Annotated in this window: 20 protein-coding genes; 8 read left to right on the forward strand and 12 right to left on the reverse strand. The window is 65.7% G+C overall.

Annotated elements, in window-relative coordinates; all coding sequences use genetic code 11:
- Window positions 1–45: 45 nt before the first annotated feature.
- From ACWEVR_RS22415 to ACWEVR_RS22435, 5 genes are all read right to left on the reverse strand, one after another.
- Window positions 46–1,287, reverse strand: coding sequence for a TIGR02679 family protein (locus tag ACWEVR_RS22415; protein WP_452468580.1), 1,242 nt, complete (start codon window positions 1,285–1,287; stop codon window positions 46–48).
- 130 nt (window positions 1,288–1,417) lie between these two features.
- Window positions 1,418–2,725, reverse strand: a complete 1,308-nt coding sequence (locus ACWEVR_RS22420) for an AAA domain-containing protein (RefSeq protein ID WP_452468581.1) — start codon at window positions 2,723–2,725, stop codon at window positions 1,418–1,420.
- Window positions 2,725–4,188: a hypothetical protein gene (locus ACWEVR_RS22425; protein WP_452468582.1), complete on the reverse strand. Its 1,464-nt coding sequence runs from the start codon at window positions 4,186–4,188 to the stop codon at window positions 2,725–2,727. Before ACWEVR_RS22425 ends, ACWEVR_RS22420 begins: the two co-directional genes overlap by 1 nt.
- On the reverse strand, window positions 4,185–5,270 hold the full coding sequence (locus tag ACWEVR_RS22430) for a hypothetical protein (RefSeq protein WP_452468583.1): 1,086 nt from the start codon (window positions 5,268–5,270) through the stop codon (window positions 4,185–4,187). Before ACWEVR_RS22430 ends, ACWEVR_RS22425 begins: the two co-directional genes overlap by 4 nt.
- Window positions 5,267–6,043 carry a hypothetical protein gene (locus ACWEVR_RS22435; RefSeq protein WP_452468584.1) on the reverse strand — a complete coding sequence of 259 codons (777 nt, stop codon included), beginning with the start codon at window positions 6,041–6,043 and terminating at the stop codon, window positions 5,267–5,269. The genes ACWEVR_RS22430 and ACWEVR_RS22435 overlap by 4 nt, the downstream gene beginning before the upstream one ends.
- 198 nt (window positions 6,044–6,241) lie before the next feature.
- Here ACWEVR_RS22435 and ACWEVR_RS22440 point away from each other — a divergent pair, with 198 nt between their 5' ends.
- From ACWEVR_RS22440 to ACWEVR_RS22455, 4 genes are all read left to right on the forward strand, one after another.
- The gene (locus ACWEVR_RS22440) at window positions 6,242–8,602 is read left to right on the forward strand and encodes an ATP-binding protein (RefSeq protein ID WP_452468585.1); all 2,361 of its coding nucleotides are present in this window, start codon (window positions 6,242–6,244) and stop codon (window positions 8,600–8,602) included.
- Entirely contained in the window at window positions 8,599–9,729 is a 1,131-nt protein-coding gene (locus tag ACWEVR_RS22445; protein WP_452468586.1) for an aminotransferase class V-fold PLP-dependent enzyme, read from the forward strand. The genes ACWEVR_RS22440 and ACWEVR_RS22445 overlap by 4 nt, the downstream gene beginning before the upstream one ends.
- A complete protein-coding gene (locus ACWEVR_RS22450) occupies window positions 9,726–10,646 on the forward strand; it encodes an aminoglycoside phosphotransferase family protein (RefSeq protein ID WP_452468587.1) in 921 nt (306 codons plus the stop codon). Before ACWEVR_RS22445 ends, ACWEVR_RS22450 begins: the two co-directional genes overlap by 4 nt.
- Before the next feature lie 193 nt (window positions 10,647–10,839).
- Window positions 10,840–11,922 (forward strand): Fic family protein, encoded by a 1,083-nt coding sequence (locus ACWEVR_RS22455; RefSeq protein WP_452468588.1) that lies wholly within the window; start codon window positions 10,840–10,842, stop codon window positions 11,920–11,922.
- A 106-nt stretch (window positions 11,923–12,028) separates the two neighbouring features.
- Here ACWEVR_RS22455 and ACWEVR_RS22460 read toward each other — a convergent pair whose 3' ends face one another.
- The 4 genes from ACWEVR_RS22460 to ACWEVR_RS22475 all read right to left on the reverse strand — a co-directional run bounded on the left by ACWEVR_RS22460 (window position 12,029) and on the right by ACWEVR_RS22475 (window position 16,163).
- The gene (locus tag ACWEVR_RS22460) at window positions 12,029–12,409 is read right to left on the reverse strand and encodes a beta-sandwich lipoprotein (protein ID WP_067496090.1); all 381 of its coding nucleotides are present in this window, start codon (window positions 12,407–12,409) and stop codon (window positions 12,029–12,031) included.
- Window positions 12,410–12,567: 158 nt separating this feature from the next.
- Window positions 12,568–14,382: a hypothetical protein gene (locus ACWEVR_RS22465; protein ID WP_452468589.1), complete on the reverse strand. Its 1,815-nt coding sequence runs from the start codon at window positions 14,380–14,382 to the stop codon at window positions 12,568–12,570.
- A 63-nt stretch (window positions 14,383–14,445) separates the two neighbouring features.
- The gene (locus ACWEVR_RS22470; RefSeq protein WP_452468590.1) at window positions 14,446–15,951 is read right to left on the reverse strand and encodes a hypothetical protein; all 1,506 of its coding nucleotides are present in this window, start codon (window positions 15,949–15,951) and stop codon (window positions 14,446–14,448) included.
- Window positions 15,948–16,163 (reverse strand): hypothetical protein, encoded by a 216-nt coding sequence (locus tag ACWEVR_RS22475; protein WP_067496080.1) that lies wholly within the window; start codon window positions 16,161–16,163, stop codon window positions 15,948–15,950. The genes ACWEVR_RS22470 and ACWEVR_RS22475 overlap by 4 nt, the downstream gene beginning before the upstream one ends.
- Window positions 16,164–16,696: 533 nt before the next feature.
- Here ACWEVR_RS22475 and ACWEVR_RS22480 point away from each other — a divergent pair.
- From ACWEVR_RS22480 to ACWEVR_RS22495, 4 genes are all read left to right on the forward strand, one after another.
- Window positions 16,697–17,233: a hypothetical protein gene (locus ACWEVR_RS22480; RefSeq protein WP_452468591.1), complete on the forward strand. Its 537-nt coding sequence runs from the start codon at window positions 16,697–16,699 to the stop codon at window positions 17,231–17,233.
- A 104-nt stretch (window positions 17,234–17,337) separates the two neighbouring features.
- Window positions 17,338–17,871 carry a hypothetical protein gene (locus tag ACWEVR_RS22485; protein WP_067643090.1) on the forward strand — a complete coding sequence of 178 codons (534 nt, stop codon included), beginning with the start codon at window positions 17,338–17,340 and terminating at the stop codon, window positions 17,869–17,871.
- A gap of 62 nt (window positions 17,872–17,933) precedes the next feature.
- A complete protein-coding gene (locus ACWEVR_RS22490; RefSeq protein ID WP_452468592.1) occupies window positions 17,934–18,662 on the forward strand; it encodes an SDR family oxidoreductase in 729 nt (242 codons plus the stop codon).
- Window positions 18,663–18,766: 104 nt separating this feature from the next.
- Window positions 18,767–19,204 (forward strand): hypothetical protein, encoded by a 438-nt coding sequence (locus ACWEVR_RS22495; protein WP_452468593.1) that lies wholly within the window; start codon window positions 18,767–18,769, stop codon window positions 19,202–19,204.
- A 35-nt stretch (window positions 19,205–19,239) separates the two neighbouring features.
- On the opposite strand, the gene ppnP is transcribed toward ACWEVR_RS22495, so the two are convergent.
- Genes ppnP through lipB form a run of 3 tightly spaced genes read right to left on the reverse strand, consistent with a single transcriptional unit; the run spans window position 19,240 to window position 21,357 of the window.
- Entirely contained in the window at window positions 19,240–19,551 is a 312-nt protein-coding gene (ppnP, locus tag ACWEVR_RS22500) for a pyrimidine/purine nucleoside phosphorylase (protein WP_452468594.1), read from the reverse strand.
- Between the two features lie 37 nt (window positions 19,552–19,588).
- A complete protein-coding gene (lipA, locus tag ACWEVR_RS22505) occupies window positions 19,589–20,611 on the reverse strand; it encodes a lipoyl synthase (protein WP_067496062.1) in 1,023 nt (340 codons plus the stop codon).
- Window positions 20,608–21,357: a lipoyl(octanoyl) transferase LipB gene (gene lipB, locus ACWEVR_RS22510; protein WP_067643319.1), complete on the reverse strand. Its 750-nt coding sequence runs from the start codon at window positions 21,355–21,357 to the stop codon at window positions 20,608–20,610. Before lipB ends, lipA begins: the two co-directional genes overlap by 4 nt.
- Between the last annotated feature and the right edge of the window lie 14 nt (window positions 21,358–21,371).

The following is a 21,371-nucleotide window of genomic DNA, read 5'->3' on the forward strand; positions in this document are numbered from 1 at the left end:
CCTCTCCTGCAGTGTGCCGGCAACGATAGACGCGGCCACCGACAACTACGGTATGAGATCGGCGAGCAACGTTTCGATGACGCGTTCCTCCGGAACCGATACGCCGAGCCGATTCATCTCGACCGCCAGCGCATCGTCCCATGGCACTCCGGTGACCCGCCCGACGCCAGGCCCATCGGTCACTGCGGCGAGATAGTCCCGGCAGCTCATCCGCCACGGCCGGGCACCGACACGGGCCACGACATGCGCCGCGATCCGCAGCCCTTCGCCATCGAAATCCCCGTGATAGTTCAGTCGGGCGCCCGACTGACTCAGCAGGTCGAGCAACCTGATTCCGGCGCTGTTCGGCCAGCCGGCGGTGCACACGATCGGGGGACAGGCACGGCCGAACCGCCGCACCGCGACTGCCAACACACTCGGGTTCTCCACAACCGCCACCATCGGCGGCGCATCATCGAGGGCCGCCACCGTGCGCAGTTGCTGCAACGTCACCGACGCCGCCAGCGCGCCTTCGGCGCACACCCGCAACATCTTCCCGAGGGCTCCGCCCCGGTCCAGGCCGCCCATACCGGCGACAAGCACTGTGGAGGACAATTCGTCATCGGCTACGCCGGCCGACATCCACAGTTGGCGTAGCTCGCCGGAATCGGCGGGAACAGGGCGGTCGTGCATCACCGCCAGGGCCCGAATCACCATTCCCTGCAGGCGAGTTCCGTCATCGAGGGCGTGTGGGTCGTCCAGCGTTTGGTCGGCGAAGACCGGCAAAGGCTGCCCCTGTGCGGGGATCGCGCGCAGGACGCGCAACGCCTGCTCCAGCATCGTTCGCGTCCGCGTGACCGACTGCTCGATGACCCCCGCTCGCTCCATCGCCGCCGCCCAGTCCGCCAGCACCGGCTGTGCCTCGATGACCGGATGTCGCGCGAGCCATCCCCACAATTCCTCTCGTTCCAGTGCCCTGGCCGTCCGCACTGCCGACCGGTTCTCGATCGGCCCGACTATCTGCTCGACCACCTCGCGCCCGGACAAACCCGTCAGGTCGACCAGCACGGCATCGAGCTGTGCGCAACTGACGGTATGTGTTTCACCCGGCAGCGCATCCATGCCGAACAGGTCAGCCAGTGCCGTCCGCTGAGCTACGGACATTCCGCAGACTTTGACCGAGGCTACCGGTCGCCCAGTGCCGAGACGGTGGTGCAGCGCCCGCCACAAGGGCAGCAGGTTTTGAGACAACGCCGAAGCCGCAATCCTCATCGAGCCCATCGCGGTAACGATAGCGATCGTTCGCATGAGGTGGCAGAACTGCTGGGCACACGTGCTCGTGTGATCCCCGGAGTGTGAGAGTCCTCTGCAAGGGTTGGGTCCCGTGGTCGGGAGATCCGGCCGATCGGGTCACCCAGACCATTGTGATGTGCTTGCCCTACAAGCTGATTCGGTGACTCTCGAGGTGGCTGAGGATGGATTGGTTGGCTTCCCAACCGTCGGGGAATTTGACCGGGACGCCCAGGTGGACCGGTTCTGTGGAGGGGTAGGCGTCGAGGAGGTCGGCGATGCCTGCTCGGGCGACCACGATGCAGGCGTGGCGGTGGCGGGAGGTGAGGACGCAGAGGCGGCCGGCTTCGAGGTGGAAGGAGCTGGCGTCGCGGCGGCCTGACAAGGGGTGCAGGACGATGGTGATGTCGTATTCGCGGCCCTGGAGGCGGTTGGCGGTGTCGACGGTGACCTGTTCGGCGAGGGTGCCGCGCAAAGCTAGGCGGATGGCTTCGGCTTGGTCGCGGTGGGCGGTGCCGATGGCTAGGCGGTCGGCGGTGACGGGGTGGGTGCCCTGTTCGGAGGTGGCGGTGGCGCCGCGTTCGAGGATGCGGACGGCGAGGGAGGCGATGGCGGACACCGCTTCTCGGTCGGTGCGCAGGGTGTTGCGGGAGGGGAGTTCGTAGAGGGCCCAGCCGTGGTCGGCGGCTTCGTCGAGGCAGCGGTCCAGGGGAGTGCGCAGGCCGTGGGTGACGTAGGAGAGTTGGCGGGTGCCGGGGGCGGTGCCTGCGGTGAAGGAGGTGAAGGGGTAGAAGGCGGCGGAGATTACGGGGGCGGCGGTGGTGGGGAGGCGCCAGGAGACGGGGAGGCGGTGGATGGGGATGTGGCGGTCTCGGTTGTTGGCGAGCATGACGGGGACGGCGCTGCGGGTGGGGTCCCAGTCCAGGCCTGCCCAGCGGTCGGATTCGACGGTGGCGAAGGGGTCTAGTTGGCCGGGGTCGCCGACGAAGAGGCCGCGGTCGAAGCGGCCTGCGATGCGTAGGAGCATTTCGGAGCGCATCTGGTAGGCCTCGTCGACGATGGCGTGTTCCCAGGTGCCCTCGGTGAGGGTGGCCCATTTGGCGGCGGTGCCGATGAGGATGGTGCGGTCGGCGAGGTCGTCGACTTTGGCGGCGGCGCGGACGTTCGGGAGGGCGATGCGGTCGCTGGGGCGGTAGTCCTGGGCGGAGAGGCGGCCGATGGGGAGGTCGGGGTGGGCGGCGGCCAGGCGGGCGATGAGGTCGTCGACCTGTTCGTTGGTTTGGGCGACGATCATGCGTTGGGTGCCGTCTTGGGCGAGTTGACCTGCGGCTTTGACGACGAGGGTGGATTTTCCTGCGCCGGGCGGTGAGTCGACGACGATCGCCTTGTGGGAGGTGTCGGCCAAGTCGGTGAGGATGTTGGTGACGGTGGTATCAGCGGCGTGGGCGGCGGACATCAGTTCTCCTCATCGGTTTCCGGTGGGCCGCCGTGGGTCCAGGGAGTTTCCTCCGGGGGCGGGAGGGTGGCTGCGCGGAAATTGCCGTTCGGGCCGAACCGGGCCAGGACGATGCGGTCGCCGTCGACGTTTACCGTGCCTTCGGCGGGAACCTTTGTGCTGCGGCCCATTCCGCCGCTGAGTTCGAGCACGATGACGTCCTCGTCGACCTCGAGAACCTTGCCTTGCTGGTTCTTGACCGCAGCGTTGTGCAGTGATTCGCCGGGGATCGGGGTGAACGGGTCTGTCGTTGACACGCGGAGCAAGGGGCGCAGGACGCTTTTGCCCTTGTCGCTCATCGTGGTTCGGGTGGGTTCGGAGTCGATGACGGTGGCCAGACACGCCTCGCCTCCCAGTCGGCGTTCGAGCATGACATAGGGGTCGTCGTAAGCCATTGCGGCGGTGAGGCGTTCGAGTGCCTGTTCACGGGCGAGTAAGCGGCGGACCGCTGAGGTGGGGGAATCGCGGCGTGACTGGGCTTGGGTTTCGGCGATCTCGGCGTGGTAGGAGAAGGAGCGCACGTCCTCGGCCCAGCGGGTGACCACGCTCGAACCCTCGGGGAGGGCGCGCAGGAGCGAAATGCCTTGCCACATCAGCTTCCACGTCGGCTCCAGCTGGGTTCGCAGCGCCTGTTCGAGTCGCTGCACGGCACGGGTGCGGGCGATGTCGTCGGCAGCTGTGTCATAGGCGTTGATGAGCGGGGCGAGGACGACGTTGTCGAAGCCGGGGTCGGTCGCGGGACCGGCCGGGGGACAGATGGTCGGGTCCTCGGCGCGGGCCGCGGCTTGGGGCCCGGTCAGGTTGTCGGGCGGTGTGATCCAGCCGAGGAGGGCGGTGAGGTTGGCGTCTTCCAGAGCGGATTGGCCCGTGGTCCAGTGCGTGGACAGGTGTGCGGTGAGGGGAGCCAGCGCGGTGGATCCGGGATGTTCGGCGCGGTCGCAATACCAGGTGAGCCACCGGCCGACGAGCGGGATGGCCGGGGAGACAGCGTCTTCGCCTTCGGTGCGGCGGAAACGCAGGGACCGTCCGAGGAGCTTCAAGAAGGTGACCGCGGCCTGGTTGGGGACCCAGATCTGCGGGGCGTCGACGCAGCGGTCGATGGTCTCGTTGGTCTTCTTGTCGATCACCACGGGTTCGGTGTCGTCGGCATATCGGCCGATGTGGGGCAGCAGGATTTCCGCCAGTTCCTCGGCGAATCGCAGGCGCAGGACGCGGTCGCGTGGCTGCGGGACCACGAGGAGCCGCGGATTGTCGGGGTCGGTGCCGACGAGCACTGCCAGCGGTGCCGCCGCTTCGCCCGCCAGATGCAGTGGAATGAGGACAAGCGGTTGTTCGGCGAGGTGACAGTGCCGGACGGTCGCGGTTCGGACAGCGCGGCCCGCGTCGACCGCCTCTACCTTGGCGAGGGCCGACAGCACGCTCACGCGATCTCCTGGCACAGGCGGTGGGCGGTGCGGAGCAGGTCGGCGATGTCGGCCTGGTCCTCGGTCGGCGGGCGCGAACCACGGGCGAGGGCGAGGACGTCGTCGATGTTGTGCAGCCCGCCGAGCTCGTCGCGAACGCCGCGGCCGAGAGCGTCGACAGAGCCGCACGCACGGGCTTCGGAGCGGCAGACGAAGCCGAGTTCGCACGTCGAAATGCACTCGGGGGCGAAGCGGGCCGGGAGTGTGGAGATCACCTCGTCCAGCTGCGGGCCGGGTTCGAAAGTCGCTCCGGGCGGCACCAATTCGATCAGCGACTCGATCGAGGTCAGGCGGGACAACTGGCGTGAGACGACGGCGATCTGATTGCGCAGGTCGACGAAGGTCGCGGTGGGGCGGTTCGAGAAGTCCTTCGTGCACACCAGGATCGCGTTGTGCGACACGAGTTTTTCGGGGTCTGCACCCAATTCCTCGAGCAGACGCCGCAATGCGATCACGTAGACCGCGGACTGACGGGCCGCGGCCGCGACCTGGGCGGGGTCGGCTTGACCGTCGATCATGGGGAACGACTTGATCTCGACGATGTGGAACTTGCCCTCGATCTGGAGGGCGACCAGATCCGGCTCGAGGTAGGCGAGTGCGCCTGCGATGTCCAGGCGCAGCATCGGGTGGTCGAACAGGGTGCCTTCACCGGTATCGAGCGCCTGTCCGAGCAGTTGCCGGGTTCGCTGATAACGCACCGCGTTTCCGGCGTTCTCGGCGACCGCCTCGAGGTTGTGATAGGCCACTTCGGGGATGGTCAGGTCGAGGACGTCGCGCAGGAGGGCGAGCAGGTCGGCGCAACCGTTCGCCTTGACCATCGATTCGAAGGCATTGCCGCGCGTGATGGCGAACGACGACTGGCCGTACTGCGGCGGGTGACCGAGTTCCCGGGCGACAACAGCCTTGTCGACGGCGGCGGCGTCGAGCAGTGCGCGACGGGCGCAGCCGGGGTTCGCGGTGAGCGCGGCGATGGTGCGGGCATTGTGACGGATCGACGGGGCACCACCGCGCAGCTCCTGCAGGCGGGCCGAAAGTTCTTTCATCCCATCTCTTTTCGTGTGGCGGCCAGGCTCAGCCGGGTGCCGAACAGTTGGGCGGGCTGATCGAGCTGCTGTGCCGCCCTGGTCGCGGCCTGTTGCCGCTGGAATGCGTCGTCTTCTTCGTGGACCGCGAGCTCGCGTTGTGCGGCGGTCTTCACGTCCTCGGCATCGATGGAATCGGGGGTGCCTGTTACGCCGGGGATGGAGTTCGCCAGGCGCCACATCAAGCGGATGCCGTCCGGAGAAATGCCCGGTTGGCCTCTGACGTGGTCGGCTAGTCGGATTGCCGAGGTCAGCAGGTTCACTCGGGGACTGAGGGGTCCGATCATGCGTTGGGGGAGTGTCCAGCTGCTCAGGGCGAGGAGTCCGCGTGCCGGAGCGAGGAGGTCGGTGGTGAGTGCTGCGCAGATGTAGTAAGGGCGCGCGAAAGGTGCTGCGCGGAAGGAACGTTCCTCGTCTCGGCGCAAGCTCGTCAGCCTTGCGGGGGCCAGATCGCCGGAGAAGAACGCGGTGTGGACCTGCATTACCAATTTCGGTGCCGACGGTGCGCCGAGCAGGGTGAGTGCGCGGTGAACATGCTCACGCACCGGAACATTGGGGTCCGGGGCAGGTGTTTCGCCGGGACCGAGAACCGCTTCGTCCCACTCGGTTTCGACCGCGCGCAGCTCATTGCGCAACTGCCGGGCAGCCAGGCGGTCACCGGCGGAGACGGCGCGTCTGACGGCCGCGCGCAGTTCGTTGATGCGGGCTTCCAGCAGCTCCGCAGCTTCTGACATGGGGCCGAGGTTAAGTGGAAGTTCCAGTGATGTCCAGTATTTTCCAGTAACTATTGTCCTTTGCTCGGGATCGATTGCCCGACAGCGTCGATCGAGGCCATGCAGCGGCTTATGATTCAGGTATCAGCCTTGTGCGCTGCGCAAAGGCACAGAAGCGAGGGGAACGCTTTGGCGGGGACAGCTGCACCGGCACCGTTGGTGGACAGAATCGATGAGCTCGCGACGTTGCTGAATACTGTCGATCGGTCGGTCGAAGAACGTCAGCTGAGCGTCATCGTCCTGCGCGGTGAGGCTGGGGTGGGGAAGACGAGCCTGTTGACCCGCTTCGCGCACGAAGCGGCAGCCCGACACCAGAACGCACACCTGCTGACCGGTTACGGCCAGGCAATGCTGAATTCATTGGCCTCGGACTCGTTCCAGGCGGTGCGTGAGTGCCTGAGGTCGATGGCGTCCTCGGCGCAGCGATCCGGATCGCCCACTCGCTGGCAACGAATCACCCAGTCGTTCAAGGAGAATGCGCCCGACTGGATCGAGTCGGTGCCGGTAGTCGGACAGGTGCTTGCCGCAGGCGTGCGAACGGGGCAGTCCTATGCGGCGAGCGGCGGCGGCGAGCGCACGGAGATGGACAGCCGTCTCGACCAACTCCTGCTGCTCATCGAGGACATCGTCACGGATGCACCACTGCTGATGGTCCTCGACGATCTCCATTGGGCGGATACGGCCACCATCGACCTGTTGACGACGATCGCACTGAGAGTCAAGGGCCCGCTCGTCCTCGTCCTGGCGTATCGCTCCGATCAATTGAAGTCGACCGACGAGACACATCCCTTGCAGCGCACAGTTTTTCGCTTGTGCCGATATCTGCCCGAGACACAGGTCGTCGACTTGCCGCGTTTGTCGCCCGAGGACACCGAGGAACTGGTCCGGCGAACAGTGGCAGGTCCGCGGATCGCGCCCCACGCGGTGTCGAGGATCGTCCGGATGAGTGCGGGTAATCCATTGTTCGCGGAGTCGTTGGCGCGCGTGGATCACCGTAGCGGGCATCAACCGCCGCGACAGATCACAGCGGTTATCGAGGACCGCCTTTCCTACCTCACTGCCGAGGATCAGCGGTTGCTCGAAACGGCAGCGTTGATCGGCTACAACTTCGAAGTCGACTACCTTGCCGAACTGGCCCGGCTCGATGTGGACGATGTATTCGAGCGGTTGCACGTGCTGTTCGACGAGCACGATCTGGTCCGTCCGGCGGAAATGCGAAACGAATACGACCGGTACCGGATTCATCATCCGCTGTTCGCGCAGGTGCTGCGTGAGCGTGGCGTGGCGAACGGACCTCGGTGGCGGCGCCACCACGCCAAACTGCTGCAGATTCTCGAAGCCGAGCAAGACTGGGACGACGAGATGTGGGTGCGTGCGACAGCCGTCGCCGTCGAAGCGCGCAACCGCGCGAAGGCCGGGTCGTTGGCGTTGCAGGCGGCTCGACGGCAGTTCACGCTCGGAGCCGTCTCCAAGGCGCGCGACCTCGCCCGAATCGCGGTCGAGCACACGCCGAGCTTCGATGCCCATGCCTTGCTCGCCGAATGTTTGTCCGCCGGTGGTGACCATGTGGCAGGGGTCGATGCCTGCGTAGCGGCCCTCGGCCTCACCGAATCCACGACAGTCGATCCGTCGACCTTGGCACATGTGCGACTGCTGTGGGCGCGCAATCTCCGAATGACCTGCCGCTGGACACAGGCCGTCGACGTGCTCGACCAGTTGGCTGCCGCGTACCCGGAACCCAGCGAGTTGCTCGCGGAGACGTTGAATCTCTATGCCGAGGTCGCGCTGTGCGGTCCGGTTCAGGACAGTGCACGATGCATCGAGCTCTGCGACCAGGTAGCGGTGATGTCCGCGGACCCCGAAGTGCAGTCGCGGGCATTCGGCCATCGAGGGCTGGCGCATCTGACCGCGTATCAGCCGATGGAAGCCGAACAATGGTTGCAGAAGGCGATCGACGTCGCGGTTGCTGCCGATCACCCCTACGCCGAATACGAGGCCGTGCACTGGCTCAGCAAGAAGACGATGGCGTGCATGGAACTCGAGCGGTCCGCTCAGCTACTCGCTCAGTTGCGCGAGATGTCGCAGACGTCCGGGGTTGCCAGCGAGAACCCGCCGCACGTCCGCGACCTCAGCCGTGTGCTCGGACTGCTGGGTGAATTTCCCAATGCCGCGAACGCTTTTGCGGTGTTCACAGATCTCAGCCAGGTGTCTGCGGCGGGGCGTGTGTCGACGACATTGGCATGTCAGCTGTCCGAGATCGAGTGGCTGCACGGTTCAGGTGCGGCAGCCGGCTTTCTCGACGAGTTGTGCAGGGCGGCCGATGAAGACTTTCTGATGGTGGAATCACGAGAACTGCTGCGCCGTTTGGTGGATGGACTTCGGGTGCGGCCGGCGATCTGGGATCCCGTGCACTATGCGATCAGCGAGTTCGGGGTGTCCGACGACGACGCACGTGCCGCCGACGCCATCTTCCGGTTCGACGTTCCGAGCTTGGCTCAACTGCGCGCGGGACTGCGATGAAACCCGCTGTGGCAGCGGAGTTCCCACTGGCTGCCAGGCTTACGCAGTTCAATCACGCTTCCTACGGGCTCAGCTCCTTGCGTGTGATCGACCAAGGAGAACGTCTTCGGCGTCGGATCGAATCCGACCCGACAGTGCACCTGGGATCTGAGTTGACCGACCGGCTTCTGGCGCAGACTACGCAGGTGGCTCGGGCCGAGGGGTTGGCCGAAGAACGAATGGCGCTGTGCACCAATGCAACCTCGGGTGCGGCTGCGATCATCGATTCGGTTCCGCTGTCCGCGAAGAGCACAGTAGTCGTCCTCGATGTCGAGTATTCGTCGATCCGTCGTGGGTGGGAGATCGCCTGTTCGAAAGCCGGGGCTGCTTTCGTAGTGGTGCCGGTGCCGGTGCCGTTCGAGTCCACTACTGATCTCTTGTCGGCACTCGATGCACGAGCCCCGGAGCGAGTCGACTACCTGCAGGTCAGCGCGATCACCTCCTCGACCGCGATACATCTGCCGGTCGCGGAACTCGGTGATTGGGTGGTGCAACGTGGTGGCCGCCTCGTCGTGGATGCAGCACACTGCCCCGGACACATTCCGTTGGAACCAGACAATTGGAAGGCCTCGGCGGTCTTCGGCACCCTGCACAAGTGGTATCCGACCCTCAGGCCGGTTGGTTTCCTGTGGCTCACACCAGAATTCGACGCTCTCATCCGGCCGGCCGAGGTGTCGCTGACATGGGATTCCGCGAACCTCGTCGAACGGTTCTCCTGGCCTGGCACATTCGATCCCGTTCCACGCCTCTGCGTCGACACCGCCTTCGAGCAGTGGCGCGAATGGCGAACGGAGGGCCTGCTCGAGCAGTGCCGGACATTGGCCGACTCAGCGGAGAATTCGCTGGCCGGGGTCGGCGCCCGATGCACGGCGTCACGAGAATTTCAGCCGCCACGGCTGCGTGCTTTCGTTCTGGACGGAGCCGACCCAGCCGAGGTGAAGAACTCGCTGCTGGGCGATGAGGTCCGGGCGTGGGTCGGGCAAGGCGCGCAGGGAGAATGCCTGCTGCGTTTGGCGACGCATATCTACAACGACGAGAACGACGTCGACCGTGTCACCCACCGAATCAAGGAGGTGCTGTCTCGATGAACGTCCCGACAATCCCCGAACGGCTGGAAGCGGCGATCATCTTCCTGCGCGGAGAGGAGGACGGACGTGCCTGGCTCGGTGCGTTGCCCGACCAACTCGGTGATTACGCGGCGCGGTGGGGACTGGAGTTGCACACCATCGCCGAAAACGGCGCTATGTCGTGCTGTGTCTTCTGTACAGAAGTCGAGACCGGTCGTGCCGCCGTGCTGAAGATTCCCGTCGATCTGGAGGCCGGCAATACCGAAACGCGGATGATCGAGCGGTGGGCCGTCGGTGGTGCGGCGCCCACCGTTCTGCAGCACGACACCGAGACCGGGGTCTTCCTGATGACCCGGATCATCCCGGGCACTGTCGCTTGGCCAGGTGCTGATCCGGCCGAATCGGACAAGTTTGCCACGCTGCTCAGCAGGCTCAATGCTGCCGACCTGCCGGAGCCGCCGGTGCTGAAGGACATGGCCGATATCGCCGAGATGCGAATGGACTGGGCGAGAGAGCGATTCGATGATCCGAGGTTCGCGGCCTCGATCGAACGTATCGACGGCAAACGGCACCTTGCGTCCGCGCAGCGCGTGCTCGAAAAGTTGTTGAGCACTACGGGGCGCCGGCATGTGCTCCATGCCGATTTGCAGGCCAAGAACATCTTGCAAGGCCCTGATGTCTGGTACACGATCGACCCGTTGGGGGCAGTCGGAGATGTGAACGCTGAAGCCGCGTTGTGGGTGGCGATTCAGGACGGGCCGCGCACGATCTCCGAGCGACTCGATGATCTCGCACACCACCCGCTACTGACGCCGAGCCGCTTGCAGGCCTGGACCTATGTCTTCGCCGTCGCGGAGTATCGACCCTACCTGCCTGCTTCAGGGGAACGAATCGAGCGGTTCATCGGTCTCGGAGCTCCGGCAGTTGAGACCGTCTGAACTGCGAAGACTGGGCAGTGGAGGATGGGCAGTTACGTGAGTAGAGACGCTGGCACGGGCGGAAGACCCACACGGGGCCACCGTTCGCCCGGTAGGTCCTGCGTATGTAAAGAAACTTCGCATCTTGTTGTGATGTGTAAAAAAATCAGAAAAAACTTTACATAACCCTGTGCTGGTGTGGCATGTTTAGACAGTGAACAAGTGGCAGCCCGAGATCCCCTACAACGATCTTCCGCCTGTTCCGTCCGGCGAGCAGCTCGAGACGCGTGACGTGCTCAAAGCTGCGATCTGGGCGAACAGGGCGCTTGCCCAGTTGGACCAGGCTGCGCTCGCGATGCCCAACCCTACGGTGCTGATCAACACGATTCCGTTGCTGGAAGCTCAGGCCAGCTCGGCGATCGAGAACATCGTCACTACGACGGACGCGCTGTTCCGGCATGTGGACGATGACGCCCATGCGGATGCGGCAACGCGGGAGACCCTGAGATATCGGCATGCGTTGCGAATCGGCTATGAGCACACAGTCGAGCGGGGTCTCACTACGTCGACCGCGATCGAGGTGTGCAGCACGATCAAAGGTCGCCAGATGCGGTTGCGGGACCTGCCTGGCACACGGATCGGGAACCCGACGACCAATGAGGTTGTGTACAGCCCGCCGGAAGGCCCGGATGTCATCGCGGGCAAGCTCGCGGAGTGGGAACGCTTCGTCCATTCGGAAGATGGCGTCGACCCGTTGATCGTGATGGCCGCCGCTCACTATCAGTTCGAGGCGATCCACCCGTTCGCGGACGGTAACGGGCGGACTGGTCGCATTCTCAACGTGCTGATGCTCGTGAAAGCCGGTTTGCTACGTCTGCCGGTGCTGTACCTGTCGCGCTACATCATCGACACCAAGCACCAGTACTACCGTCGGCTGCGAGCGGTGACCGCCGAGTCGGCATGGGAGTCGTGGTTGCTGTATGTCCTGGCGGGAGTGGCGCAGACTTCCGAAGCCACTGTTGCCAAGATCAATAAAATCCGTCTGCTGCAGGAAGATTTCGCACAGCGGGCTCGGACGGTGTGCAAGGGGGGATCACATTCCGAGTTTCAGGCTGTCCTGTTCGAGCAGCCGTACTGCCGGATTGCGACGGTGATGGAAAGGTGCGATGTATCGCGTCCCACGGCCACCGGCTGGCTGAGTGGGCTGGCCGGCGCTGGGATGCTGCGGGACGTGAAGATCGGGCGTGACAGAGTGTTTATCAACGCCGAGTTCCTGCAGTTGTTGACAGCGCCATGACTTCATCGACGCTTCGGTCCGACAGCTCGGCGGGAAGCAGATATCGCGGCAGACTGCCGATCTCGACGGGGAGATCGGCAGTCTGCCGTTGGTGATGGTCACTGGGTCAGGGGCGGTCGACGTCGGGGAGGATGACCTCGGGCTTGAAGATGACTTTGTAGTGGTAGCGGTCTACCTCGGCGGGCTCGAGCTGTTCCACGAAATAGCTGACGTTGTCGGACAGGCCGAGGAAGTGCTTCTTGTATTCGTCGTCGCCGGTTTTGCAGGTGACCTCGAGCTGGTTGTTCTCGTCCTTGATGGAGCACTTGCCCTCTACCGAGAGCAGGTACTTGTCGGTGATTCCGTTGAAGAAGACCACGCGGCGGTTGATCTTGAACTGGTCGGATTCCTTGGACAGGTTCTCCGAGACCACGTCGGCATCCGACGAGCAGCCGGTGAGTGTGATGGCGGACAGTGCTGCGATGGCGACGATGAGCGTGGTTTTCATTCCCTACCCCTACTTCGGTGTATCCCCCGGAGAATGACTCCTGGATGACCGATTTTAGCTGGGGGCGGTTGGATTGCCAGGCGATATTTGCTGGGGCACAAAGGCGTTGACTCGTCCATCGGCAGAGAGTGAGGCGCTACCGATCGGCGGGTGAGGGTTCAGCGGTAGCCGATGATGTCGAGGGTGGCGTCGCCGATTTCCTCGTTGTTCTGGCAAACGACCAGGATCGATGCGGGGACAGGGAGGAGTGTCGGCTGAGTCGCTTTGGGGCGGCAGGTGGCATCGATGGGGACGGCGGTGGGGAAAGCCGGGTTTCGGCGGGGCCAGCGCGAAAGCCGCAGTGAGGTGTTGTATTCCAGCGCGATGATCTCCTCGGCGAGTACGTGGACAGCACCGCTGTTCGGGCTACTCGGCGACATCTCGGGGACTCGGGTGCGTGAGGTGCCGTCGTAGGTGGTCAGGTCGACATGGCTCTGGCGGGCCGCCGGGTCGAAGAGCCCGACGAGAAGGTCCGATCCGTCGGTGGCTGCGGCGAAGGGTGAACCCGAGGTCCGGAGTGGGGTGGTGGCGAGCTGGTCCGGTTTTTCGACGAGCATGTATGCGGGGTTGTCGGGAGTCCAGAAGTCGATGAGCGTCATGTTCTGTAGCAGCGTCAATGTGGGCTTGTTCGAGGGCGAGGCTGGGTAGTCGCGGTAGCCGATCACACCTCCCGTTGTGGTATCGATCGCGATAACGCGCCATGTCGAGCCGCCGCAGCGGAGCACTCGATAGACGGCATCGGCGGTGACGCGGGTACCGACGTCGGTGGCGCGGCAGCCGGATTCGGCTACGGGTGTCACCCATCGGCGGGCTGCGGTGCGGGCGTCGTATCCCTTGACAGCGGTGTCGGTTTCCACGATCAAGGTGTCCGACGCGGGGGCCTCGAGGAGGCGCGCTGGGCGGTCGTGGTCGTCCGAGGTGAAATCCGTGTGGTCGTCCGAGGTCCACAGGATCTGGCCCGTGACGGCGTCGAAAGTGATGCGTCGGGTGCCGCTTCGACCCGTCCAGCGGGTCGTGACGATGGCACCGTCGGCGGCCGTGATGGCCGGTCCGCGGTCGTATGTCATTGTGCGGGTGCCGGATTGGGGCCTGCGCAGATAGTGCCAGCGTGGTTCGCCGGTCGCGCCGTCGAAGGCGCGGAGGCCGTCGACGCCGATGACGAGGAAACCGGTGCCCGCCGCGATGACTTCACGTCCGGTCGCCTCGGGCCGGTTGTTCAGTGGCGGAAGCTGCAGTCGAAATGCTTCGGTGCCGAGTCTGTCGGCTGCTGCCGGCACCGGGGCGGGGGCGGCGGTGCGGTGGTCGACGTTGAGCCTGTCGTCGCCGGCACGCACGGCGACCACGCTCACCGCAGCGGCGATCGCCAGCCCCATCGCCACGGCCGCCGTCACGGTGCCCCGGCGAAGTGTTCTTGCTACACCCATGTGAAAAGCGAGCGGCAGTACCAGGATCGAGCCGATGGCGACCAGTGCGAGCGCGCCGACCGAGGTGGGGAGTTGCTCGAAATACGGCATCTCGGTTCGCAGGGTGGTGTAGCTGCTCGGTAGATGCTCGTTCCAGGACATCGCGCCGAGGAAGACGAGTACCAGTGCGACGGTTGCGGTGGTGCCGAGTTCCCATCGGTGATAAGTGCTCCACAAGTCGGCCTGTCGTGAGCGGCCGGCGAACCATGCCGCGACGACGATGGCCAGTACCAGTCCGCCGGCCGCGGCGGCGGCTCCTGCGACGTGACCGGCTTGCGCATACGTGTCCCTCACCGCGACCGGCGCTGTGCCGAATCGGCTGAAGAGGCCGAGAGCAGTTCCGCCGGTCAGGAATCCGGCACCGACAGCTCCCGCCAGCGCTTTGTACCGTGCCGTGCGTCCTAGGTCGCGCGTCAAGGTCGGCAACGACTGGGACGGCCCCGTGCTCACTGCTGTTTCCGTGTCCCCCACGAACCCCTCCTGACCGGCGCACAGGTGGCTGCTCGGCCTCGTTCAGCATATTCGGCGCGTCTATTACTCGCCCGACAGGAGGTCGGCGAACTCGTTCTGCCCGCATTCTTTCGCCTGCACCGCGAGCAGCTGCCGCAACCGATCCGGAAGCTCGGTTCGTATCTTGCACAAGCCTTTCCATACCGAAGAGTCCGTCGAGGTGAACGTGTACACGAGGGCCTCGATGTCATCGAACTGGTCGAGGAGGGTGAGGGACCGTGAGCGGGACGCGACGTCTTGACGCAGGGCGATCTTCACCAAGGTTGTGGTGCAGTCGGCGGCCGGGGCGGCGGCCATCGCGGCGACGAAGCTGTCGTCGGGAAGGTCGCTGATCGCTGCGGCGAGAGTGTCGTGGGTGGATTCGGGGAGGATGTCGAGCAGCGGAAGGGCTTCGGGCCACAGGTTGTGGGTCGCGGCGGTCGCGACGGCGGTGGTGAGGGTGTCGGGGCGATGCACGACAGCAAGAGACGCGAAGCGTTGGCGGGCCTCGGGCTCGAGGGCGAGGGCTACGGGGAAGAGGGTTTCCCAGTGGTCGCGGGCCTGTTCGATGAGGGTGGTGAGGACGTCGTCGGGTTCGGTGGAGATCCGGGCGGCGACGGGCTGGAGTTGCGTGGGGGCGAGGTGTTCGGCGAGGGGGAGGAGGTCTAGCCAGAGGTTGTGGGTGAGGGCCAGGTCGGCGATCTTCGTGAGGATGGTGGGGTCTTGCATCAGTGGCCGGGTGGCCAGTCGTCGCAGCCCGGCGGTCTTCATTCCCGCGGCGACAGGGAGCAGGGTGTCCCAGGCATCCAGGGCGGTGACGGCGGCGAGGAGGCCGTCGAGGATTTCGACGTCCTGGGCGGCGACTTCGTCGGCCAGGTGGGAGCGTTGGGTGGGGCCGAGGGTGTCGAGCAGGGCGATGGCCTCGGGCCAGTGGCCTTCGGCGTTGGTGGCGTGGATGAGGCCGGGGAGGCGGTCGGTGATGAGCGACAGGAGGCGGTCGGCGGCGCTGGGGTCTTCGAGGTGGTAGCCGACGTGCAGGAGGTCGATGTCGGCGGCGTGGGGCAGGGCTACGCGCAGGACGTCGTCGGGGACCGAGGTGGCCAGGCGGCCCATGGTGAGATAGTCACGGCGGCTGAGTAATTCGCGGGCGACGTCGGCGGCCATGCGGTCGGGGATCTCGGCGATCACCTCGGCGGCGCGGCGGGGGTCGAGCGTGACGGCGACATCGGCGAGGAATGCGGGCGACAGGGCGCTGGCGATGGCTACGGCGCGGGCCGGGTCGACGGAACCGGCGATGGCGGCGGCCAGGACCGGACCGAACGCGGCTTCGGTGATCTTGGCGGCGAGGGTCGGCGGCACCAATTTCGCTGCGGCCGCAGTCTTTTGCATGCGCCGGGCCTCGCGGGCCGAGACCTGGTCACTGATCTGTTCGCGGAAGGCGCGCAGGGCGGACGGGGGGAGCGCGGCGAGGAATTCGAGGTCGGCGGCGGGGCGGCCGAGTGCGGCGGACAGGCGGGCGATCTCGGCGGCGGTGTGGTGGGACGCGGTCATAGTCCGAGCACCTTCTTCACGGCGGGGCGGGCCAGGCGGGGGATGAGGCGCATACCGGAGTCGAGTGCGTCGTCGAGGGCGGCTTTGCGCTGGTCGAGGGCGGCCTGGACATAGGTGTTCAGGGTGGCGAGCTCGTCGGGTGTGAGGGTGGCGAACTCGGGTGGGGGTGGGGTGCCGAGCGTGGTCGTGAGCTGGTGCAGGGCGTCCGGCACAGGCCGTCTCCATTCGATGCGGTACGGATGTCGGTGCGGGTGACGATACTGGGGGTCGGAACAGATCGGCATTTGTGAGGATTCGAAAAGGATTCCCGCAGTTCGGAATTCGATCGACCATGGCTGGAAGAGGCGGATGGCTCCAGCGGGGTGAAAAGCCTGTTGCGCAGGGCGCAGAGGGTGCGGGTCGAGCTGATGCGGACCCGGGCTGTCGGCAAGGCTGGGCGGGGATCGGCCCGGTCTTCTGACTTCGTTGCGGCACGAAACCGACGCAACGGTGAGGTGCCGACAAAGTCCTCCGATCGAGATCACAGCGTGCTGGTTGCGCGATCGTCCGGCATGCGGGATGCTTTTCCGACCGCACGTCATACGTGCGGCGTGACATTTCCGCGACCATTTCGTAATGTAGCGGTGACCTTGTCCTCTACGAGTAGCTGGTGATCGACATCGTGCGTGGTCAACATCGCAAACCGGCGCCGCCGCGTGGGCGCGCTCAGCTTGCCGTGTGGAGTGTCGCTGCGACAGTCCCGGCCATGCTGTGGATGACGATCCGGCCGGGGACCGCGGTCCAGGAGGCTGCCGCGGTCGAACCGCAGACAACCTCGACAGTCGAACCCGATCCGATCGCCGCCGCGGCCGCGTTCGTGGAACCCGAGCCTGCGCCGGTTTCCGCCCTCGACGAGTCGGCGACGCTGTCGATGATGCATGCCACCACCCCGTGTGACACCGAGTGGAAGGGCGTGCGGCCGCACGTGGCGCAGGTGAGCCACCTGCTGCAGAAGATGTTCGGCATCAGCGATATCGGCGGGGCACACGGCCGCTACGACGGTGACCACGGTGCCGGGCTCGCGCTCGACGTGATGACCAGCGGCGGCGTCGGCGACGCGATCGCCGAATTCGTGCTGGCCAACAAAGAGCGCTTCGGCGTCACCTACGTGATCTGGAAGCAGCGCTACAACGACGGCGGCGGTTGGTCGTTCATGGAAGACCGTGGCAGCCCCACCCAGAATCACTATGACCACGTGCACATCTCGTTCGAATCTTCGGGCGCCACGAATATTTCCTGCTGAAATCGGTTGCTACCAGCGGTTTCGCGGAATTCCATCGCCGTGGAATCGTGCCGTATCGGCCGAACCGGGCGACACGGGCGTGCTGAATCGACCATGATCGATGGATGGCCCCCAACAGCGCGAAATTCTTGTTCAGCAACGGCACCGACGACCGGGTGTCGCTTTTCGACGACGGGCGTGTGAAGGTCTGGTCGACCACTCATCTCTGGTCCGAAATGGGTCGCGAACGGCACAACGCGTTGGGCGAGACGGTACTGCTCGGGATCGGGCGCACACTCGACGTGCCAGGGCCGGGGGACCGGCGCCAGACCTGCGATGCCGAATTCGCCCTGACACCCGAACTCGGACACACGGTCGCCGCAACCGTGGCAGCAGACAACGGGACATTCGTACAGTTCTTTCACGACGGGACCATCGCGGTCGGTAACGACGGACGCGACGTGGCGACGGTGTTCAACGCGGGCCGTGAAGCGACCTCCGAGCGAGGCGTGAACGGGGTCGGCGGGTCGGTGATGGTGACCTTCGGCGGCAGCTATCGGCCGAAGACGGTGCGCCAGAGCGACTACCAGGTCGAGCTCAGCGAAGCGACGGCCCCCCGGCCGAACCGGCTGTACAAGGATGAGTTCCTCGTGAAATAGCCCCGAATCGCCCCTGCGCTCGTACGGTGTAAACGGCAGGGGCCGGCAGAAGGATTCGTGGCATGGGACGGTTGACAGGCAAGGTCGCGGTGATCAGCGGCGGTGCGCGGGGCATGGGTGCCGCGCACGCGCGCCGATTCGTCGACGAGGGCGCGGCGGTGGTGATCGGCGACGTGCTCGACGACGAAGGTGCCGCTCTCGCAAGCGAACTCGGGGTGCGGTATCAGCACCTCGATGTCCGCGAGCCCGAGCAGTGGCAGGCGGCGGTTCGCACGGCGGTCGAGGAGTTCGGCGGGCTGCATGTGCTGGTGAACAACGCCGGGATCGTCAACGGCAACCTGCTCGTCGACTTCGCGCTCGAGGAATGGCAGCGCATCATCGACATCAACCTCACCGGCACCTTCCTCGGGATGCAGGCGGCGGTCCCCGCCATGACCAGCGGTGGGTCGATCGTCAACATCTCCTCGGTGGAGGGGATGCGGGGAAGTCCTGGGCTGCACGGGTACACGGCGACGAAGTTCGCTGTCCGTGGGCTCACCAAGTCGGCGGCGCTGGAACTGGCGTCGCAGGGGATCCGCGTCAACTCGGTTCATCCCGGACTCATCAGCACCCCGATGACCGAGGGAATCCCGGCCGACTTCCTGCAGATTCCGCTGGCTCGCGCGGCCCAGCCCGACGAGGTGTCGGCGCTGGTCGCCTTCCTGGCCTCCGACGAGTCCTCGTATTCGACGGGCGCGGAGTTCGTGGTCGACGGCGGACTCACCGTCGGCGTACCGCACAAAAGCTTCTGACATCGGTCGATTCGCCGGGTCCTCGGTGAGAACTCTGCGCCGCGCCGGGATCTGAATTAGGTTGCTTCTTCAGACGATAGGCCGAATGCGTAGGGGGAGTTGCCTTGTCGAGTGAGCTGCAGCCGACCGGCGGTGGGCAGACACACCTGTGGACGATTGTGGGCAGCGTGGCGGGAGTGCTCGGGGTGGTGGCTACGGTGCTCGTCGGGGTGGCGCAGTGTTCGACGGATTCCAGGGAGGGTGGAACGGGGCCGGTGTCGACGGTGACGGTGCAGGCTTCGACTGCGGCACCGACGACGGTCGCGACTACCACCGTTCAGGCCACCACGAGCGTGCCGTCATCGGGTACGTCCGCGAACCCCGGTGCGCTGCCGTCGGAATCGCCGAGCAAGACGACGCTGCATTTCGGTCCGTACGGCAATGAGCGCGTGTGTCAGAGCGAACTCGACAAGGTGATGCTCGGGTCGGCGAATTTCATCACGCGCGGTTGCCATGAGGGCAACTACGAGCGCGGGCCCGGGTGGTATTTCGACTACAACTGATGGGGTGCCGTCGGTGGTGACGGCACCCCGGGGGATCAGCCGTAGTGGCAGATGTAGTGCATGGTGTCGACGACCTCGATGTCGAACGAGCTGTCGCCGGGGACTATGAACGACTCGCCCGCGCGGTAGGTGATCGGGGTGGAGTCGCCGGCCAGGGTGACCTTCGCCTCGCCCGCGACCAGTTCCATGATCTCCGGGGCGCTGGTGGTGAAGGTCAGGCTGGACGGCTGGATGACACCCACCGACTTCGAGGTGCCGTCGGGCAGCTCGAGGCTGTAGCTGACACATTTGCCGTCGAAGTAGACATTGGCCTTCTTGCTGACGGAGACGTTCTCGAACTTCGACATGGGTCCTTCCGGGGGATGAGGGGACCCTTAGTCTAGGTCAGCTGCCGTAGCGGGCCAGGACCGAGCTGGCTTCCTGGGAGGCGGTGCCTTCCTGGGCCAGGTGGGCCATGGCTTCGGGGATCTCGCGGCCGTGATGGGTCATGGCCTGGGCGTAGAGGCGGCCGGCTCGGTAGGAGGAGCGGACGAGGGGGCCTGCCATCACGCCTGCGAAGCCGAGTTGTTCGGCGACCTTGGAGTGTTCGACGAATTCCTCGGGCTTCACCCAGCGGTCCACGGGGTGGTGGCGCGGCGACGGGCGAAGGTACTGGGTGATGGTGAGGATGTCGCAGCCGGCTTCGTGCAGGTCGCGCATCGCTTCGGTGACCTCTTCGGGGGTTTCGCCCATGCCGAGGATGAGGTTGGACTTGGTGACCAGGCCTGCCTCGCGGGCCGCGGTGATCACGGCGAGGGAGCGCTCGTAGCGGAAGGCGGGGCGGATGCGCTTGAAGATGCGCGGCACCGTTTCCAAGTTGTGGGCGAGCACCTCGGGGCGGGTGGAGAACACCTCGGCGAGCTGGTCGGGGTCGGCGTTGAAGTCGGGGATGAGCAGCTCGACACCGGTGCCGGGGTTGAGGGCCTTGATGGCGCGCACGGTTTCGGCGTAGAGCCAGGCGCCGCCGTCGTCGAGGTCGTCGCGGGCCACACCGGTGATGGTGGAGTAGCGCAGACCCATGGCCTGCACGCTTTCGGCGACGCGGCGGGGTTCGTCGCGGTCGAGGGCGGCGGGCTTGCCGGTGTCGATCTGGCAGAAGTCGCAGCGGCGGGTGCACTGTTCGCCGCCGATGAGGAAGGTGGCCTCACGGTCTTCCCAGCATTCGAAGATGTTGGGGCAGCCCGCTTCCTCGCAGACGGTATGCAGGCCTTCGCGTTTCACCAGGCCCTTGAGCTCGCTGTACTCGGGGCCCATGGTGGCGCGGGTGCGAATCCACTTGGGTTTGCGTTCGATCGGCGTTTCCGCGTTGCGCGCCTCGATGCGCAGCAGCTTGCGTCCGGCGGGGGCAGAGGCGTCTACGGAGCTCACTGCACCGACTCTACGCTCGGGGCCCGCTCGGGCGCGGGGCCGGTGGTGCGATCGATGTCATGCGGGCGGACGGGAATTTCTCCGTCGAGCGCGGCAACGATCGCGGTGGCGACGAGCGGCTTGATCTCGGCGACGGTGACCTCGCGGCCCAGCTCGCGGGTCAGGGTGGTGACACCCGCGTCCTTGATGCCGCAGGGCACGATGGCCTGGAAACCGTCGAGTGCGGAGTTGCAGTTGAGCGAGATGCCGTGCAGGGCGACACCGCGTTGCACGCGCACCCCGATCGCGGCGATCTTGCGTTCGGCGAAGTAGTCGGTGGCGGGCAACCACACTCCCGATCGGCCCTCGACCCGGCCGCAGGTGATACCGAGACCCGAGATCACGTCGATCAGTGCTTCTTCGAGACGACGCACGTATTGCACCACATCGACCGGTTCGGCCAGCCGGATGATCGGGTAGCCGACGAGCTGCCCCGGTCCGTGCCAGGTGATCTTGCCGCCCCGGTCGACCTGCACCACCGGGCTGCCGTCGATGGGCAGATCGTCGGCCTCGGTGCGGCGGCCCGCGGTGTAGACCGACGGGTGCTCCAGCAGTAGCAGCCGGTCGGTGCCCTCGCCTGCGGCGCGTTCGTCGGCGATCTGCCGTTGCAGCTCCCAGGCGGCGTGGTAGTCGATGAGTCCGAGATCCTCGACCACGATCGGGGTCGTATCGAATCGGGCGGACGCGGAGGGGCGCGTGTCGTTCACGATCCTGACGTTAC

This window comes from Nocardia sp. NPDC003979, assembly GCF_053605015.1.